This is a genomic window from Collinsella aerofaciens, assembly GCF_015546965.1.
GTDB classification, from domain to species: Bacteria; Actinomycetota; Coriobacteriia; order Coriobacteriales; family Coriobacteriaceae; genus Collinsella; species Collinsella aerofaciens_X.
The window spans coordinates 125,580-144,255 of record NZ_JADMUF010000002.1 but is presented as its reverse complement, the minus strand read 5'-3'; the positions used below and the strand labels follow the sequence as shown (position 1 = coordinate 144,255).

Genomic DNA, 18,676 nt, shown 5'->3' with positions numbered 1-18,676 from the left:
GCGTTGATTCCGCATGCTGGCCAGAATCCGCATCATTCCAAAGGCGTATTTAAAACCCAGCCCCACTGTGGTATAGCGGTAGTGTGGTAGTAGTTCAGCCACCAAGCAAGTGATGTTGTCCTGATGTAACCGATGTTATCCATAACCATACCGTTTCCGATATAAATAGCAATATGGCCCCAGCGGGCACCAGCACTTGTATGAGTATGCGTAGGGACCGCAACGATCATTCCAACTTTAAGCTGAGATATATCTCGGCTGTAACACCAATTCCAGAACATGTCGCATGCGTCGCCGTTGGGATATGACCCCAGCACGGGGTAAAACACATGGCTAACCCACTCCGAGCACAGTCCCGCCCCAGGAGAAGGAACGCTATGGCAACGATTAACGATCTGGGACTGCAAGGAGGTGCGCGCGGAGTGCTCAGGCTCCACCCAAGCACCTGAGGCATTAAAGAAATACTCGGAGTCTCCAATTCTGTTCCAGCCATTTACCATTTGTCCAGAAGACATAAGGTAGTACCACGTTCCGTCATCATCGAGGAACCAGCCAGTATTCATGGCTCCGGATTCGTTGTCGAGGTGATACCACCTACCGTCAATGAATCGCCAACCGCGCTGAAGAACCCCATCTGAGTCTGTGTAAAACCACACCTGTGCAGCTGAGGACCAATACCAGCCAGCGACAGGCTTTCCCTCGGGATCCCTGAGCTTAATTCCGCCCGCGCCGTCCTTGACGCCCGAAAGCACAATCGCACCACTGCTGCACGCATAATATACGTTTTCATCTTGTGAGAAGACCCAAGTGTTGCACTTTAATGCACCGCCGCTATCCGGATCCAAATAATAAATGGAGCCATTTACAGTTTGAAATCCTTCCAGCATGGCGCCATTATTATTGGGGTCTAGCAAATACCAGCTAGAACCATTGTAAAACCACCCGGTACGAATCTCTCCCGATGCGCTGGAGCAATACCATGCCCCATCGTTAATAAACCAACCGGAGCTCATAGAACCGGATTCGGAAAAATGATACAAAGAGCCGTTAACAAGCCTAAAGCCCGTAGCCATTAATCCAGAAGGCTCAAGCCAGTACCAAGTATTGCCAAGGAGTAACCACCCGGTCTGCATAGCGCCCGAACTGTCCAAATAGTACCAGCTATCATCAATTAAAACCCAGCCGGTCTTCATTGAACCCGATGTCTCGTCAAGGTAGAACCAGCGCCCACCGGTGGCAGCCCATCCCTTCAAATGTGCACAGGAGTTAGAAAATAAATGCCAGCCATCGTTCAAGTATTTCCAGCCAGTAGCTGCATAACCTTCGGAATCAAAATAATACTCCGCCCCTCTAATGGACAGAAAACAGTTTGACGGCCAACCACCAGCCTCATATCTCCACCACCATTTACCGTTTTGGTAGGCCCAAGAACCAGGAAGAGCGATGCTATTATCAGAGGAACGAACGATCTGGAACGACAGTTGAGAGGTAACGCCGGCGTAATTCCCTCGCCCATTCACTCTTATAGTGGCGCAGCCAGGGGCAACATTATCTGAATACGTGACTTCATAATTGATTCCGCTTGCTAGCACAGAACCGCTGGCAGTCAAAACAGAGACATCAGGAGTAATCACATCGCCAGTATATTCATATATCGACGAATCGATAGATGCTTTGAAATTATCGGAATCCAAAGTCAAACGATCGCTACATGATGTCCCAAATGCTTCCTGACCCGATTGAACCAAAGAGCCATCAGTGCCTTCAGCCACGCAATCTTCAGTTAATGAAAATGCGATTGCGGGCCATAAAAGAGAGATGAAACAAATTGATGTTAGACAAACCACGCTGATTAAACTCAGATGTCGATTTTTCATCATTTTTCTCTTCTCGCCAAATCAAATTAACCTTTGAATATCCAGGTGCAGTCGACCCAGAGATGCAATTCCCAAATTAATTAATATGCAAGACAACTCGCTTGATACGTTGCACCAGATAAAACGATAAGACACTCAACATAGGGATTGTCTATTTGTTAGACAATCCACAACCAGCAGTCGAGCGCGATCAATGGTGCACAAACTTAGGAGCCCTAATGAGGGATAGCCGAAGGAACTGAATCAAACCATGTATTGAGCTCATTCATGATCAGACCTTTTCTCAAGCTCTTTTTCGAGCAAGGCAATCCTATGAGTAAGGTTTTTGATCGCCAAAACATGACGACTCACGGCAACGCTAAGAGACAGAGAGATTGCAAGCAACAGCACGATTGCACCCAAAAAAAGGAAATTGGCCGGGTTGACAAACCCAATAGCTGTTGAGCAACTATAAATAATCTGAGGACATAAATCACAGATCAAGGCCGCCATACACATCAAAATCCACAGCAAAGAATACTTAAGAAGCATCTTTCCGTTGGACACGAGACGTAAAACATAGACGAGGAATCCGCCGAAAAAGAGGGCCGCACCAATCCTCAAAATAAGATTCATTATTTGTCTCCTCTATGAACCCAGCACACAAGGACAATGGCTAACGTAACCTTGACCATATAGTAGACGGAAGAGAAGCCCCCGATAGATGAACGTCCACCTTGGCGCTCATTCATCTTTACAGGCGCTTCCATAACGGGAAGACCAAGCTTCATAGCCAAAGCAATCGACTCTGGCTCCGGGTAGTCATCAGGATAACTCTTGCAGAACAGGTCGATAGCATCTTTATTGCAGGCCCTAAAGCCAGAAGTGGGATCGGTGACCACCTTACCCGTAAGCAACTCGAGCAAAAATGAAAGCCACCTGATTCCAACACGACGCATAAAAGTTGATTGAAAACCATCAGTCTCAACCAAAAATCGAGAGCCTATCGCCAAACTCGCACCGCTCTCAATCAGCTTTACAAGCTCAGGAATATAAGAAGGATCATGTTGGCCATCGCCGTCAACCTGAATATCGATATCATAGCCAAATCTCTGGGCATATTTATGGCCCGCTTGGACAGCCCCACCGATACCAAGGTTCTGCGGCAGATCCAATATGTTGATACCATGCTCTCGACAAAGCTCAAGCGTTGTATCTTGTGAGCCGTCGTTGATTACGACATAGTCATAACCCGCAGCTTTTATAGCTGCAACGGTATTGAGAATGCACTCCTGTTCGTTATAGGCAGGAATTATTACGAGAACACGCAGATGTCCTTTTGAACATGTCGTTGAAGTAAAAGACAATCGAGATTCATCCATTCCAAAAACAGTTGGCTCTTAGCGACGCCCAAAGAATTTGCGACTCTTACAGTCCAACGCATAGCTTAACTCAGACTTAAGTTTACTGTATCCTGTCTAACCATTAGGAAGTTACATCTCAAGCTTAGATATTTAGCTTGCTCAACTAAGGCACACATGGAGTCCCCATCCATCACCGCAGGAAAAGGACCCCTTGCAGTTCTGCCTCAAATACGGGGCGCATGTCCTGAGCGAACCCTCAACGCCGTCCCATTCGATCCAATCGAATCCAACTAATTGCCCACTCCTACTATAACCATGACCTATATCGCTAATTTAGAAAAAACGGATATACAGAAGCTCGAACATCACAAAATACAGCAGCGCAAATGGAGCCCCGAGCATAAAGGCTGTAAATTTAGCCTTCTCCTCCTCATCGCAGTAAATAGGGAACCTGAGCAATAGACAGGCAAAAGGTATTATCAAAGGTATGAGATATCGCGCTTGGACACCCGCAACTGTCTGGCTTCCAACTCCTGTAAAAGCGATGTATAGAGCCAAAGCAACTAGGTGGCAAGTAGCAAGAACCAGGAATAGAGTCCAAACAATTCCGCAACGGCTAAGCTTTATTTTAATATCTTTTTCATTATCAATAATGCAAATAGCTTCAAACAACATGATGGGGAGATACGAAAGCCATGGGAACAGATTAGACACGTCCCCAAGATAAGCCATATTCGTTGATATTGAATTGAGAAACGCCGGGGTCAGCATCGATCCAAAAACGAAATTCGAGATTACAGCTATAGTTCCAACTGGATTTGCAAGCACTCCCGTCGTTTGACCAGCCGTAGAGACTTCGGAGCCACCACGTGCATCAGAAATATTATTTACGACAGATGAGAAATATGGCGTCAAGAAAGATAGGATCATAATGGCACAAACGAATATAGCAGTACCAATCAAGATACGTCTTTGCTTGATTGAAACATACTTATTTGCAGGAATTAAAAGCACAAGTCCAAATAAGGGAAAATAAATCGCTTTAGCTGCAAACCCGATTGCAAAAGATAGTAGAAATGCGAAGAACGTTTTAGCAGAAATATCCTCTTCAGAAATAAGCATCTTCAACAAAAGAGCTGTTCCTAGCAAACTGAACGATATCACACAGGGATCATACGAGTAACTGGCTGCCATTAACACAGCAGACGGGAACAACGCAATACAAGTGAAAAGACACTTTCTGCAAGGGGCTATACGAATTGCGATTCCGCAGATAACTGCATACGCAAACAAATTAAAAATTTTACCCAATGCAAATTTGATAGAGAATGGGAGATGAAGCAAGCGACCCAAACAAAGGCCGATAGATGAAGGAATATAGGCAATTTTAGAAAGAGCCACACTATCAAAACAATTAAAACGTTCGATACCTTCAGCTAAATCATTTTTATCAGCCTCTCTGACCAATTGCTCAACAGAGCCACGGTTAAACTCTCTTGTTTCATCTATTGGGTACTTACCCAAAGCTGCATCCAAACTAAAGCCGTCCCCCATATAAAACTGCTCGACTATCATTCGGTCAGAATTTGTTATTTCAGCATTTGTGAGGTAGGAAAAACTGTTTGCATTTCCATAGTGGACCTCATCATCCCATGTCAAAAAATTTGTAACGGGAAAGCAAATAATTACGGATAGACCAATTGAGACAATGCATGCGAAAGCGAACAGTTCGGGCTTCAGATAAGAAATGCCCCCATTAATAGCAATCAATCCGATCAAAACCGTAATGGGCAAAGCAGACGCGAACAACACCGTCTTTGACTTATCGAGCGGAATGCCAATAAAAGCGATTAAAACAGCAAAGCCAACAAAAACCGCCAAATAAAAGAAACACTTCTTAGCATCAGTTTTCTTAACCGAGGTTACGAAGCTCTTCAACAGGCCATAGCAAAGCTCAATTCCCTGGAACGCTAAAACTAAATGAAAGCATATAACCAGACCTGAGATATTCCATGCACCAAGACCGAAGGGGCCAAACGTCTTCGCGCCAGCCAATATGATGAAAACTAGCAGAAGGCTGCTGAGGATACTGGACGCGACGAGAACGGTTATCTGACGAATAGCATCACCGCTCGACTGTGATTTCGGTTGCAAATATAAGCACGCAACAGCAACGACATCGCAAAAGAGTTCAAGAATGAATAGATTTAAATTCTTATAGTGCAATGATGTCGCGACAGCTAACAAAAGAAGTCCCAGCCCAAAGATGGCAAGCGCGTACTCGCTTTTCTTAATTGCAGGATTATTCAAAACGTGCATCTCCAACTAAAGACAAAATCGAATAGGGTAAGTCGACAATAACAAATTCGGGTCTTAGATCCAACTTCACTCAAAAGCTAAGTAAAAGCCAGCCAAGTATCACTTAGCAAATACAAAACGCCTTCTCGACATCTATAGCAGTGGCGTCCCAGCTATATCGATTTTCAACAAGGGCCCTAGAGTTTCGAGACTGTAGAGAAAGCAGCTTTCGATCATCAAAAAGCCTGCATAATGCCGAAACCACCTCATCAGATGACATGGACTGAATTATCGTGCCGTAGCTATCATCTGGAATAAGCTCGTGCGCGCCTCCCACATCTGTTACCACAGCGGGCGTTCCGCAAGCTGAAGCCTCAAGGAGTACCGTCGAAAAGCCTTCGGACCGAGTTGGAAGACAAAGCACATCTGCTTGCTGAAGTAAGGAGGAAATGTCCTCTGCGCTACATCTCCCAAGCCAAAACAAGTTCGACGAACAGGCTTCCTTGACTTCATTGGCCAGCGGACCATCCCCTGCAAGAACAAAACAAATATCACGCTTGGTAATATCCTTTGCGCGAGCCGCCTCAATAATTGAATAAATTCCCTTTTCAGGAATAAACCGCCCAACAAAAGCCACAACTAAAGATGACTGAGGGACACCTAATTCTGATCGGAAATCTCTACCCGAAGAGATGCTCCTATAAATTGAAGCATTGATTGAGTTCGATATTACGCCCTTTGCACCGATATTAAAATGCTGAAGCCATTCAACGCTTTTAGAAGAAATCCCATAGAAATCAGGTTCAAACGTCTTTACGCGATCAGTAATCCAATCCTCATATCGGCGCACAAAATAATCAAGGAATGGCTGATTGAAAGAAAGGTACGCTGAACCATGGTCGAGAACGACGGCCCTAGTGTTATGATCCGCAGCAAACTTCAGCCCTTCGAGTGAGAGGGGGAAAAGCCTCGTGTTGATAAGTACGCCGTCCCACTCATAATCATCAAGGCTTTGCAGGAGCCGGTAATAATCGCCGGTTTTTTTGGGAAGAGGAAGCCTTCCATCAAGCAATGAAATACATGGAAGCCGAATTATCTCGAGACCGTTTTCGACTGAATGACCGACTCCTACGCGCATTGAATCATTAGTAACGATAACCACCCTGTCGCCGCGGGCAGCTAGGGCATGAGCGAGACCATCAACAAAATTACCAATTCCACTAAGTTGCGGGTGATAATGATGGGTGAAAATACAAATAGAAGAACTCATTACATAACCTCATCTGGTAAAGATTTCATATCCTTAATTCTGCGCAGTCCAGACTTCACCATCCCCAAAGTCAAGCAGAAGAGGAAGATGGGTATGTCGATTTTCCGGCTCCGGAATTTTCTTCCATTCGCCATACATCGTTGTAAGATATTTATCCGTCATGCGAGGAACGGGGAATTCACTGCCTTCGAAAACCGCACTGCTCAGAGGGAAAATCTCTGAAATAGGCACTGGCGCCATATTCGGCCAGCTTAACGTCAGACAATAATCAGAGACCTCACCCGTATTTGAGTCGGCAATACAGGAGTCGAACAAATCCTGGTAAGAGCATGCGCCTCGAGAAACCAGTCGTTCCACTACGTGTATAGCAGAACAACCAATTTGCTCGAGTTGTCCAAGGAACCCTTTATGAGGGACAACAATGGAAGAAGAGTGATATAAATAAGCTCTTTTCTGTGCAATTGATGCAGTTCGGACTTGTTTTGCACGAAGGCGTTTATCTGTATAGAGCTGGTCATATGGAAAGATGTCGACAAAAATGCCCATCGAACTGGAAGCCTCTCGAGCCTCCTGATTCTCGAAGCGAGTTCCATCGCGATACACCTTAGCAAACATCGCAGCATAGCCAATAGTATTCCGCGATGTATGGAGCGAATATCCTTCCGGTAAACCATCCTCGGCTAAAGAGCAAAAGCAGTCATAGTCTGAACGCATCATTCCGATATCTATATCATCATCCCAAGGGATAAACCCCCTATGACGCATTGCTCCTAAACATGTTCCGCCATCAAGCCACCACCTGATGCCGTGCTTAGAGCAGAATGCAGCGACAACCTGAAGGATATCCAATTCAGTGTTTTGAAGCTTTAATAGCGCGTGAGCTTTAGACATCATCGGCCTATCTCTTTTCCCCGAACCATTCTTGCGTCTGTTTCCCCAAAACAAAAGACTGATAAATAAGGCAAATAGCATTGGATATAAGCGCCGTTACAGTAGGGCCATTTAAGCCAAACAACACTTGCGCGGGAGCCATGACAGCAACAGCACTGATTAAGGACAATATGCTGCCAACAAATACCCCTCGGTAATTATCAAGAGAAACCAGCAAATCGTTGACAAACCAAGCAATGCCAGTCAAAAAGGCACAAGCCAACATAGGCTGAAGGAGATCAGAATGTTTGGCTATTCCAGCGCCATAAAACAAAGACAGCAATAATTTGCCGAAAAAGAAAAGGGCAACTGCTGATATGACGCCGACAAATAAAATACCGGCAAGTATTTTACCTATAAGCGTAAAAAAGGACTTTTCCCTAGAATAGTAACGCTCTACTAAATAACCTAATAAAGGATTATAGATATACGTCGCACCCATTTGGATAATTGCCACGGGAGCAGCAACTGATGCATAAATGCCTAGAGCAGAATCTCCGAATGTATAAGATAAATACTGCCTTGGAATATTCGGCGCCGCAGAAGCAGCAATGCCGCCCAGAACGATGGGCAAACAGCCACATAGGAAAGCTCTGACCTTCGCTTGGGTAATTCCAAGCTTGATTGCAGAGATTCGATTTGATCTCGGATAATCGTAAATAACACCGATACCTATAGTCACTACCGTCATTAGCAACAATGCACCTTCGAGGCTATTTAACAGCCCAAAGACAACAATGAACGAAAGGAGAGAACCAATGCCCTGCATTATGAGGGATTTCCCAATATAGTCCATCCTATGGCCAACCTGATCATTGGCATGCATGACATCAATAACTAAGCCGGCGGTTTTATAGAGAGCATACAAAAGAACAGCAGGCACCGTATCAATACGACACGTCGCAATGGAATAGACGGCCAACATTGCAAACGCCATAAACGTAGTAAAGAAACGAAAAGTCAGGTATTCACCAGCAGAGTTTTTCCTTTCAACATCTGCAATTTGTACCGTGTACATCCTGTATTGGGCCAATTGAGAAAACATGTTGAAAATAGACATAGCAAGGGAATAAATTCCAGCAGCACTATATCCATCAGACAGTCGAACGACCAATATAGTGATTAGCCATTGACAGCCTAAATTCGTCAACGAGCCAACGGTATTCCAGAACATATTGTGTTTAATCGAAAGAGTCTTCTCTGTGGCTTCCACAAATATAAGCGCCCTTCTGAACAAGTCGCGATTCGGATACGAAGCTATTTTGCTTCTTTAATCATGTTTAAAATCAAAAGAAACAGCCAATTCGGTACAAGTCGCATAATGATTTCAGCTTTAGCAATGGACGGGCAAGCTCGTCGATATTTAAGCAAGCCAATTATGGAGCGTCGCTCTCTTGCATCGGCGAACCCCATTATTTCCTTTAGGTGCGGTGAATCAGGAAATCTTTCGGCAAATTGCTTAGCTGTATCAACCCTGTTTTTAACTCTTGTTAAATACCAATCATCTTTTGAAGCAACACCCGCAAGGAATCCAGTTTCATTCCCGCCATGTCGACGATACTTAACCAAGGGAGTCGTTGTAAAACTGCACTTCCCCAGTTCGCTGCAGCCCAATGTCAACCACAAATCATGTGCAGTGGATTCCGGAAAGGGAATCATCGACTTAGCAGCACTCGCATCTAGCATGAGAGCCATACCAATGCCGTAGCATACACTTGCAGCCTGAATAGTAATATCCTCTCCGGAGCACCAATTTACTTCAGGCGAATTTGGATGAGCTTTTCTGTAGCTCTCTACCAGCATGTTTCCGTTTTCGTCGATTACCGATCTATCGCAAACATCAAGAATTGAGCCTTCTTCTAGCATATGGTTGAGCGAAACTTGAACTCTGTTAGGCTCCCAAATATCATCTTGATCGCAAAATACTACGTAATCCCCTTCTGCCAAAGAGAGTAGTGCCTCGAACGATTTGACGTAACCGAGATTTTTATCGCCATGATAATAACGATAGGCGTTTTTCTTTATATGCTCTTGGATAAACCCCTCTAAAGAGGCCGATTCGGGGCAGTCATTTCTGACCAAAAGCGTAACCGGAAACGTTTGTTCATCAATCGAATCAAGTTGAGCGGAGAAAAACTTAAGATCAGGTTTATATGCTGAAAGAAGTACGCATACGCCTGTACCATTTCCCTTTTCTATTTCCAAAAATCCTCCCAAAGTCATGTTTTCAAGATTAGCAAAGCAATCATTAGAGATTTAAGGTGTTGTTTATTACGCTCAAAAAAGACAGGAGAAGGCTCGGCCTTTAGATAATACATGGCGGCAAATTGAATGATGCTCCCGTAATTTTTAACACCAACACCGACATCTCGCCCCCCTAGAGGGAGCGAGATGGTTGGCTTTTCAAAATAATCTGAAAAGGAAGCTCGTAGAGAATTAAAATCCTGCGCACCGGAAGTTCATACAGTTTATGACTGCCTTCTCATGAAACCGCTTGCCAAATCAAAGCACTTCAATTGGAAAAGAGTCCCTTAAGAATCAGTGTCTTTCTCCCACCTTTAAAGACACTTGTCCAATATCAATAGGTAACAACCTTTGTTCCATAAGGAATGTTATCGTAAATCCATTTTGCGTTCTGGATCTCAAGGCGTACACATCCTGCAGAGGATGGAACGCCCATCGTGGGATCCATCACCCGGTTACTGTTGACGTAGTAGGGCGAGGAATGGAATAGATAATCACCGTAGAACTGTGTGTAGTAATAGCAAGTATATCCATGCCCAAAGGAGTATCCCTTTCCGTAGACTTGGTACTCCCCTATCACAGTTGGCGTACTGGCTTTTCCCGTCGAACATACATATCGACGGTTTAAGGACCAATTATTCCATGACCCAGTGTAGATGCTCGTGATACAACGCGACGTATCGACAAGTATCAGCCAATTTGTATTGCTTGAATAACTTTGAGCTTTAGCGTCCATATAGTCTGACACCCACGCGCCGTTAGCCATGAAGTAATTCCAGGATCCGTCCACAACGCGCCAGCCAGTAGCCATAGCCCCACTAGCATCAAGCCAATACCAGGTGCCGCCCAAATTGAGCCATCCTGTCTGCATATAACCAGACGAATTCAAGTAATACCAATATCCGTTAACGGCAACCCAACCGGTTTTCATAACGTAAGTGGATGGATCTAAATAGAACCAGGAGCCATCCTTGCTCAGCCAGCCAGATCGTGCATAGCCAGCGGTCTCATCAAAGAAGTACCATTTTCCGTTAACGTTCTGCCAGCCGACGCTCAAGGAGCCATTAGTCGGATCAGCATAGAAAATGCAGCCACCAAGCGTCACGAAACCGCGCGCTTCGACCAATTCGCCATCGCCGTTTGAAGTAAATAACTTCCCATTGCGCAATGTTCCGCACAACGAGCAGTCAGAACCAGCAAAAGCCTTAGACGGACCATCCTGAACCGAGTCCTGGACATCTACCCATTCACGACAAGCAACAGCGCCTGAGCCTTTTGCATAATAGCTTTTCCCATTTACAGAAAAATGCCCGAGCAGCATTTTGCCGTCGACGGCAGGATCAAGATAATAGTATTGGCTACCGTCCTTCAGCCAACCCGTCTTTACAATACCCGATGCATTAGATGGCTCAGCGTAATACCAGTCTCCATCGCTCATAAACCAGCCGAGTGACAGCGCTCCCGTTGAAGAAAAATGATACCGATTCGATCCGATGGAAAAAAAGCCGGTAACCATTCTATTGTCATTTGCGATATCGAGCCAATACCAAGCGCCGTTCACCGAACGCCAGCCCGACGCAAGTGCGCCGGAACCGTCTGCGTAATACCAGTCCGTACCATCAAACGCCCAACCAACAGCCATTGCACCGGAATCCGATAAATAATAACGTGATGAGCCAACGGAAACGATTCCCCTAGACATAGCACCATCATTGGCGGGATCAAGCCAATACCAGTTATTGCCAGTTTGAAGCCAACCGGTTAAGACTTCACCATTGCTACCCCAATACCATAAACCGTTATCAAGACACCATCCATTAATCAGTCCATAGGTTCCAAGAAGATAAGGATGCCCATCGATAACACGTCGCCCAGTAACCATGGAACAGCCGTCAAGGGAGTCAAACCAGTACCATTGGCCTCCGATAAGCTGCCAACCATTTGCCAAAGCGCCTGATGGACTCGCGTAATACCACTTATTGTCAGTAAAAATCCAGCCGCAACTCATCGCGCCGTCACGAGCGGGGTCCAAATAAAACAACGAGCCGTCAACATTCTGCATTCCGGTCAAACGGCAGTCGTCAAGATAGTAATACCAGGACAAACCGTCCCATTGCCATCCAGATAGTTTTTCCGTCGTCGACGAGTCTTGGCTTTCGACAACCTGTGGATTCGAATCTTCCGCTGTTTTGCCAGCATAATCGTTGGAATCTTGAGCGAGACCGCCGCCGACAAAAGCACCCGACCCTTCCGTCGAGTCGCGCTCTACGATATCGTTATCCGCCCCCTCTTCCACGGCATAAGCAGTGCAAGAAAACGCGGGGGCGAAAACCGAGAGCGAGGCGGATAGTAGCACCAAGCCGATTGCTCGCCAGCAAATTCGATGATCAATCCGAGCATTCATTTCAGGCCCCCAACCGGTACCGACTGTCTTACAAGGAATCAATTAGATAAACGGACGGGCTGCGCCGATCACATTTCCCCTAGCGCTGACGGGATGAATACCGACACCCTGATGAGGCCAGGAGTCAATCATCATACCGCCGCCAAGTGCGATTGCGATATGCCCGCGATAATAAATCACATCGCCACGCTGAATCGAGCTGGTGCTCACGGGCATAAAGATGTTGCTTCGATACCAATTCATCGAATTGTAGGTTTGGCTTGGATCCCAGCGATGGTTATAAGGGTTGTAAACACCCATATCCATGCCAGTAGCATAAAGACATTGCAAGACAAAACCAGAGCAATCAACAGCCCCGCCGGGAGCGGTAGACCAAGGCTCAATATATTGCGTACCGATATATTCGTAAGCACGCTGAATAAAGGCATTCACGCAATCTTCCCGCGTCGCTTCGACAGAAATGCGAGAAGGAGTCACATAGGTAAAGTAGCCAGTGCAGTAGCTAGGCAACTGAACAGTCCAAGAGCTGACCTGGGGATACTGCGGAGGATTTTGCCAGCCAACCTTGTCGCACTGGCCATCGCTCCAGAAAATTCGACGCACGCCATCGATGGTTCTTGCGCCTGTTGCCATAGCACCGCTGCCGTCTAGCCAATACCACTTACCCGAATCTTTAAGCCAGCCAACATGCATGCTGCCGTTGGAGTCAAGGTAATACCATGTTCCATTGAGGCATTTCCAACCAGTTGCCATTTTTCCGTCGGCGTTTAGGTAATACCATGCACCGTCAGTAAAAACCCATCCAGTTTTCATCGCACCAGAATCGGCATCAAGCCAATACCAATCGCCATCAATCTGCAGCCATCCACGATGAATGACGCCCGTTCCGGGCTCAGCATAAAACCTTTGATTTGCAACATTAACCCAACCGGACGCAACCTGCCAGCCATCAGCTCCAGCTGTTTTTAGGATAGTACCGTTTTCGCGGATCACATCTTTGCAAAGATATCCATTGCCATCGGCATATCTTTCTACGCCGTCTTTAACGGTAATCCAGCTTGACACCACAAGTCTACCGCTCAGGTTTGCGAAACAATCGTTGCCGCCCACCTCAAATAAGCCCGTTTTCATGAGATGGCTAGCAGGGTCCAGGTAATACCAACTCACGCCCTCTTTATACCAGCCAGAAATAAGCGCGCCAGATTCAGAGGCAAAATACCAGCCGTCCTCGGACTGAGCCCAACCAATAGCCATAGCCCCATTCGAATTCAAATAATATGCTGCATTGCCAAGGTCTAAATACCCAACAGACATTTTGCCGTCGGAAGCCGGATCGAGATAATACCAGGTTCCGTTAACGAGTTGCCAGCCAGTGACCGCAATACCATTAGAGCAGTAATACCAATCTACTCCATCTTTGAACCATCCATTTACGAGGCCATAGTCGCCAAAAATGTAGGTACTTCCATCGATCTCGTGACGACCTTTGAACATAGCCAGCGTCTGAGAGTCAAAATAATAGCGAGTCCCACCTATCGTCTGCCATGACGAAGCAAGTGCGCCCGATGGATATGCCCAGTACCAATTCCCGTCCTGGAGAATCCAGCCGGTTTTCATAGCGCCAGAAGCATCTAAATAGTATTTCCCGCTCCCGAGGTTGACAAAACCAACCTGCATAACATGCGAAACAGGATCCAAGTAATACCATGTGCCGTTTTGGTAAAACCAACCAGCAGCTAAATCGCCTCCAGCATTGGCGTAAAACCAATTTCCACCCGAGTTACGCAGCCAGCAGTTCTGACATAGCGAGCCATAAGGCGTTGTGGCATTACCGTCGTTCGCATAAAACGAAGAAATCGATCCGCCAGCATCGGTCACATTAAAAGAGCCTGTCTGCATTGCACCATCATTGGCAGGGTCAAGCCAATACCAATAGCCTCCGCTTTGCAGCCAGCCGGTTTGGTGTTTACCGTTTTTTCCGTAATACCAAACTCCAGACGACTCGTCACGTTGCCACCCATCATTTATGACGGAAGGGCTATCCAGTGGCAGATTATCGGAAATCCCGGAGGGTAAATCCGCTTTTGACTCAATACTCTGAGCTTCGCCGGAGTCCTGCGCAAACGCCACATTGACAGTCACAGACAAGCAGCAAGCAACGATTAATGACGCAGTGGCGCAAACAAGTGCAGCCTTCTTTTCGAATCGATACATAATCAACCCTCCCAGATATCTCAGTTGTTTATTTTAATCCACATTACGTGATTGATTTTCACTACTTTCTGTTCAGTCTATGTAGGTAACCTTATTTGATTGAACATTGCGTTCAATCAATCTATTCTTATACCAAGTAATGAACACTTTAATCGGAGGCCTACAGTGGAACTGAGCAAGCGCAACTTTACGGTTCTATACGAATATTTAAAGCACCCTTATGCCAGCCAGCGAGAAGTTGCCGAGCACACTGGGCTTTCACTTGGCTCTGTAAACGCAGCGAATAAGGAGCTCACTAGTGAGGGTCTTCTCGAATCTGACAGTTTGACCGACAGCGGGTATGAAGCACTTCACCCTTATAAAGTTGAAAATGCAGTGATATTGGCTGCTGGGCTTTCGAGCCGCTTTGCTCCTATTTCGTATGAAAAGCCCAAAGGCCTTTTAAAAGTACGTGGTGAGATTCTCGTTGAGCGTCAGATTAGGCAGCTGCAAGACGCGGGTATCAGCAATATCACCGTCGTTGTCGGCTATAAAAAAGAGTATTTCTTCTATCTCGAAAGCAAGTTCGGCGTTTCGATTGTCGTTAACAACGAATACGCATCCAAGAATAACCACGCATCGCTTATGTGCGTAAAAGAGCGTCTTGGCAACACCTACATTTGCTCAAGCGATGATTACCTTCTCAACAATCCGTTTGAGGCATACGTTTGGAAAGCATTTTATTCTGCTCAATACGCTGAAGGCGCCACCAAAGAATGGTGCATTCAAACGGGTGCAATGGATAGAATCACCAATGTTACAATCGGTGGTTCTAACGCATGGTATATGCTCGGCCATGTTTACTTCGACCGAGCTTTCTCACTTGCATTTAAACAAATACTTGAAGCGGAATATAACAAGCCGGAAACGGCGGACAAGCTCTGGGAAGATCTGTATATCGAGCACATCAAGGAACTCGATATGGTAATCAAGAAGTATCCTGAGGGTGAAATCAACGAATTTGACTCTCTTGATGAGCTTCGTGTTTTCGACCCGCACTTTATCGAAAATGTTGACTCCGACATTTTCGATAACATCGAACAGGTGCTCGGCTGCTCCAAATCAGAGATTCACGACGTCTACCCTCTTAAGCAAGGCCTCACGAATCTATCGTGTCACTTTAGAACTAACAAGGGAGAGTACGTCTACCGTCATCCGGGAGTCGGGACCGAGCTGCTTATTAATAGAAATGGCGAAGTTGCCGCACTTAAAAAGGCCAAAGAACTTGGGCTTGACGACACGTTCATCTATGAAGACCCCAAACGTGGTTGGAAAATTTCAAAGTTTGTTCCCAACGCAAAGCAGCCTGATCCGCATGACGCCGCCCAAATGAACCGCATGATGCAGATGTGTCGTTCACTTCACGAGAGCGGCGCTAATGTCGAAACTGAGTTCGACTTTTATCTTGAGGCAAAGCGTTATGAATCGCTTCTCCTAGAGAAAGGACCCATCGACATTCCGGGGTTTAAAGAAATGGCGACCGAAATCGATGAGCTGGAGCGATTTGTTCAGGCCGACAACGCGCCAAAATGCCTTTGCCACAATGACTTCTTTTATCTCAATTTCCTTATCGATGAAAACGATAAGTACTATCTCATTGACTGGGAATATGCCGGCATGAGCGACTACGCGAATGATTTTGGAACGTGTAGTGTCTGCTGCGAGCTTTCCGAAGATGAAGTCGACCGCGCACTTGACGCTTATTTTGGTCGCAAAGCAACGAATGGCGAAGTTGCGCATAACTATGCGCACATTGCCCTCGCAGGGTGGTGCTGGTATCTCTGGGCTCTTCTTAAAGAAGCCGAGGGTGATTTTGTGGGCGAATGGCTCTATATCTACTTCAACTACGGTGCCAAATACCTCAAAAAGGCGCTGGAAATCTATCGGAAAGGTGAGTAACGATGCAATTCGGCTTTTTTAGTGGCCTCCTCTGGGGCCTCGATACGGTAATTCTTGGAATCGGCTTGGCACTCGCGCCCTACGTCGGAACGGCGGAGGCGCTCGCTTGCGCCTCTATCGCAGGTTCTTTTCTACATGATGCCTTCTGTGCAATCTGGCTCTTTGGCTATATGGGCGTTCGAGGCAGACTAAAGGATACGCTCGCCGCTCTAAAGACTCGTTCAGGAAAGGTAGTCATCGCCGGAGCGCTGCTCGGAGGACCCATCGGAATGACAGGCTACGTATTGGCGATCAACAATATCGGGGCCGCCTACACGGCAATTATCTCCGCCTTTTACCCCGCAGTCGGAGCATTCCTGTCATTCCTGCTGCTGAAGGAAAAAATGAGCAAGGGCCAAATATTATCCCTTCTTGTCGCCCTTTGTGGCGTGATGACGATGGGCTATCTATCGGCCGGATCGAGCGAAATTGCAAATGCCCCCCTCGGATTGCTCGGAGCCGTACTCGCCGTTATTGGATGGGGATCTGAGGCTGTGCTGTGCGCATGGGGAATGAAGGATGACGCCGTTGACGATGAAACCGCTTTGCAGATTCGCGAAACTGCAAGCGCGCTTGTTTATGGGGTACTTGTTCTCCCCCTCTTCGGCGCATGGCACTTTACGATAGGAGCCATCCCGAACATGCCGACGCTGATCATTGCACTGGCCGGACTCGCAGGAACGGCTTCTTATCTGTTCTATTACAAGGGCATTGCCGCTATTGGAGCGGCACGCGCAATGGCTCTGAACATCTCCTATTCGGCATGGTCGGTAGTCTTTGGCCTCATTTTGCTTGGCACAATTCCCGACATGGCGTCTGTAATCTGCTGCATTGTAATTGTTTGCGGAACCGTATTGGCAGCCAGTAATTGGGATGAGCTGTTTGGTCGCAAGCGAACTGCATAAGACTTGATAGCAGAAATTAAGCGAAGGGGAGGACTCATTGAGTCCTCCCCTTTTTAGCATCAAAGTTACTCAATTACCACGGCCTGACTATCCATCTGTTGCCACGTGCCGAAGAACACCTGGGCATTTCGCGTAACATTGCCGTTAATCGAATCCGAAAGATAGACAATTCCCTGTTCATCATCATAGCCTTTAAGGACTACGGCATGATTACCGCCCCACAGGCCATAGGAATGCCCGTTATACCAACGCGCTGCATAACGACCTCCCGGCCAGCTTCCCCACTCGGTATTCCACATCTCGACAGGTTGTCCACAGGTCAGTCTGTTCTTAATGGAAGAAATTGACGAGAAAGAAACGTCTTTTGCCTGCTTGCCGCTTCCAGCAGCGCGCAGAAAGTTATTACCAGCAATAGTAATCGCAGGGGCGACGCATCCCATGAGACCCCCGCTGCTACGCCTTGGATTGCCATCAAAGGCGGTAACAAAGTTGCCGTTGCTTCCCTTGGGCAAGTAATAATCCGCAATAATCGTCTTACCTAAACCGAAACCATAGTAGTTAAGCAAGTTTGTAAGGGCAACCGACTCACATCCAGTAGGAAGTTCCGGATATTGAGAATAACAAGGGACATCGACCCAGACACCGACCATTGCGCCAGACGAGCTGAACTTGTAGTCGGTAGAGCCAACCCAATACCAACCAGAACTCAACATAACGCCGCCGCGCGCAGCATCAAGGTAATACCATGCACCCCCAAGGGAAAGCCATCCCGTTTTCATTACACCCGAAGCAGAGTCTAGCCAATACCAGTTGCCATCGACATTAAGCCAACCGGTCAACATTCGACCGTCCGAATCAAAGTAATACCAGGTCCCGTCTATTTGCTGCCAACCGAGCAAAATAATCCCACTAGCAGAACAGTAATATCGAGACCCCTGGCTCTCAATCCAACCAGTTCTGACATTCCCCTCATCGTCGCGCAACTGGATTCCCGAATCGGTCATGGTTCCCTTGAGGTCAATTGCGCCACTGGTTGACGAATGATACATCCAAGATCCATCGCCGTTTGACCAGCAATTTGCCATCATCTTGCCAGAGCTATTAAATATGTATTCACATGATCCGATAGTTTGAACGCCCGTCGCCATGGCGTGCGTCGAGGGGTCGAGCCAGTACCACGTACCGTTTAGGTTGAGCCAGCCGGAGGCCAGCGC

13 protein-coding genes are annotated in these 18,676 nt (G+C 46.6%); 2 read left to right on the top strand and 11 right to left on the bottom strand.

Going from position 1 to position 18,676, the window contains the following annotated elements; all coding sequences use genetic code 11:
• Nucleotides 1-32: 32 nt before the first annotated feature.
• From I1M21_RS02315 to I1M21_RS02270, 10 genes are all read right to left on the bottom strand, one after another.
• Nucleotides 33-1,880, bottom strand: a complete 1,848-nt coding sequence (locus I1M21_RS02315; RefSeq protein ID WP_195192266.1) for a hypothetical protein — start codon at nt 1,878-1,880, stop codon at nt 33-35.
• Between the two features lie 258 nt (nt 1,881-2,138).
• The gene (locus tag I1M21_RS02310; protein WP_195192265.1) at nt 2,139-2,492 is read right to left on the bottom strand and encodes a DUF2304 domain-containing protein; all 354 of its coding nucleotides are present in this window, start codon (nt 2,490-2,492) and stop codon (nt 2,139-2,141) included.
• On the bottom strand, nt 2,492-3,223 hold the full coding sequence (locus I1M21_RS02305; protein WP_229025531.1) for a glycosyltransferase family 2 protein: 732 nt from the start codon (nt 3,221-3,223) through the stop codon (nt 2,492-2,494). Before I1M21_RS02305 ends, I1M21_RS02310 begins: the two co-directional genes overlap by 1 nt.
• Nucleotides 3,224-3,553: 330 nt before the next feature.
• The gene (locus tag I1M21_RS02300) at nt 3,554-5,530 is read right to left on the bottom strand and encodes a DUF2142 domain-containing protein (protein ID WP_195192264.1); all 1,977 of its coding nucleotides are present in this window, start codon (nt 5,528-5,530) and stop codon (nt 3,554-3,556) included.
• A 112-nt stretch (nt 5,531-5,642) separates the two neighbouring features.
• The gene (locus I1M21_RS02295) at nt 5,643-6,788 is read right to left on the bottom strand and encodes a glycosyltransferase family 4 protein (protein WP_195192263.1); all 1,146 of its coding nucleotides are present in this window, start codon (nt 6,786-6,788) and stop codon (nt 5,643-5,645) included.
• 33 nt (nt 6,789-6,821) lie between these two features.
• Nucleotides 6,822-7,682 carry a LicD family protein gene (locus tag I1M21_RS02290; RefSeq protein ID WP_195192262.1) on the bottom strand — a complete coding sequence of 287 codons (861 nt, stop codon included), beginning with the start codon at nt 7,680-7,682 and terminating at the stop codon, nt 6,822-6,824.
• Nucleotides 7,683-7,686: 4 nt separating this feature from the next.
• The gene (locus tag I1M21_RS02285) at nt 7,687-8,931 is read right to left on the bottom strand and encodes a lipopolysaccharide biosynthesis protein (protein ID WP_124786114.1); all 1,245 of its coding nucleotides are present in this window, start codon (nt 8,929-8,931) and stop codon (nt 7,687-7,689) included.
• Nucleotides 8,932-8,975: 44 nt separating this feature from the next.
• Nucleotides 8,976-9,923 (bottom strand): glycosyltransferase, encoded by a 948-nt coding sequence (locus I1M21_RS02280; protein ID WP_195192261.1) that lies wholly within the window; start codon nt 9,921-9,923, stop codon nt 8,976-8,978.
• Nucleotides 9,924-10,296: 373 nt separating this feature from the next.
• Entirely contained in the window at nt 10,297-12,366 is a 2,070-nt protein-coding gene (locus I1M21_RS02275; protein ID WP_195192260.1) for a L,D-transpeptidase family protein, read from the bottom strand.
• Between the two features lie 42 nt (nt 12,367-12,408).
• Nucleotides 12,409-14,580: an NlpC/P60 family protein gene (locus I1M21_RS02270; protein ID WP_195192259.1), complete on the bottom strand. Its 2,172-nt coding sequence runs from the start codon at nt 14,578-14,580 to the stop codon at nt 12,409-12,411.
• Between the two features lie 165 nt (nt 14,581-14,745).
• Here I1M21_RS02270 and I1M21_RS02265 point away from each other — a divergent pair, with 165 nt between their 5' ends.
• Nucleotides 14,746-16,518 carry a phosphotransferase gene (locus tag I1M21_RS02265; RefSeq protein WP_271762386.1) on the top strand — a complete coding sequence of 591 codons (1,773 nt, stop codon included), beginning with the start codon at nt 14,746-14,748 and terminating at the stop codon, nt 16,516-16,518.
• A 2-nt stretch (nt 16,519-16,520) separates the two neighbouring features.
• Nucleotides 16,521-17,462, top strand: coding sequence for a DMT family transporter (locus tag I1M21_RS02260; RefSeq protein WP_195192258.1), 942 nt, complete (start codon nt 16,521-16,523; stop codon nt 17,460-17,462).
• Nucleotides 17,463-17,527: 65 nt separating this feature from the next.
• Here I1M21_RS02260 and I1M21_RS02255 read toward each other — a convergent pair.
• A partial coding sequence (locus I1M21_RS02255; protein WP_195192257.1) for a C39 family peptidase occupies nt 17,528-18,676 on the bottom strand: 1,149 nt, incomplete at its 5' end.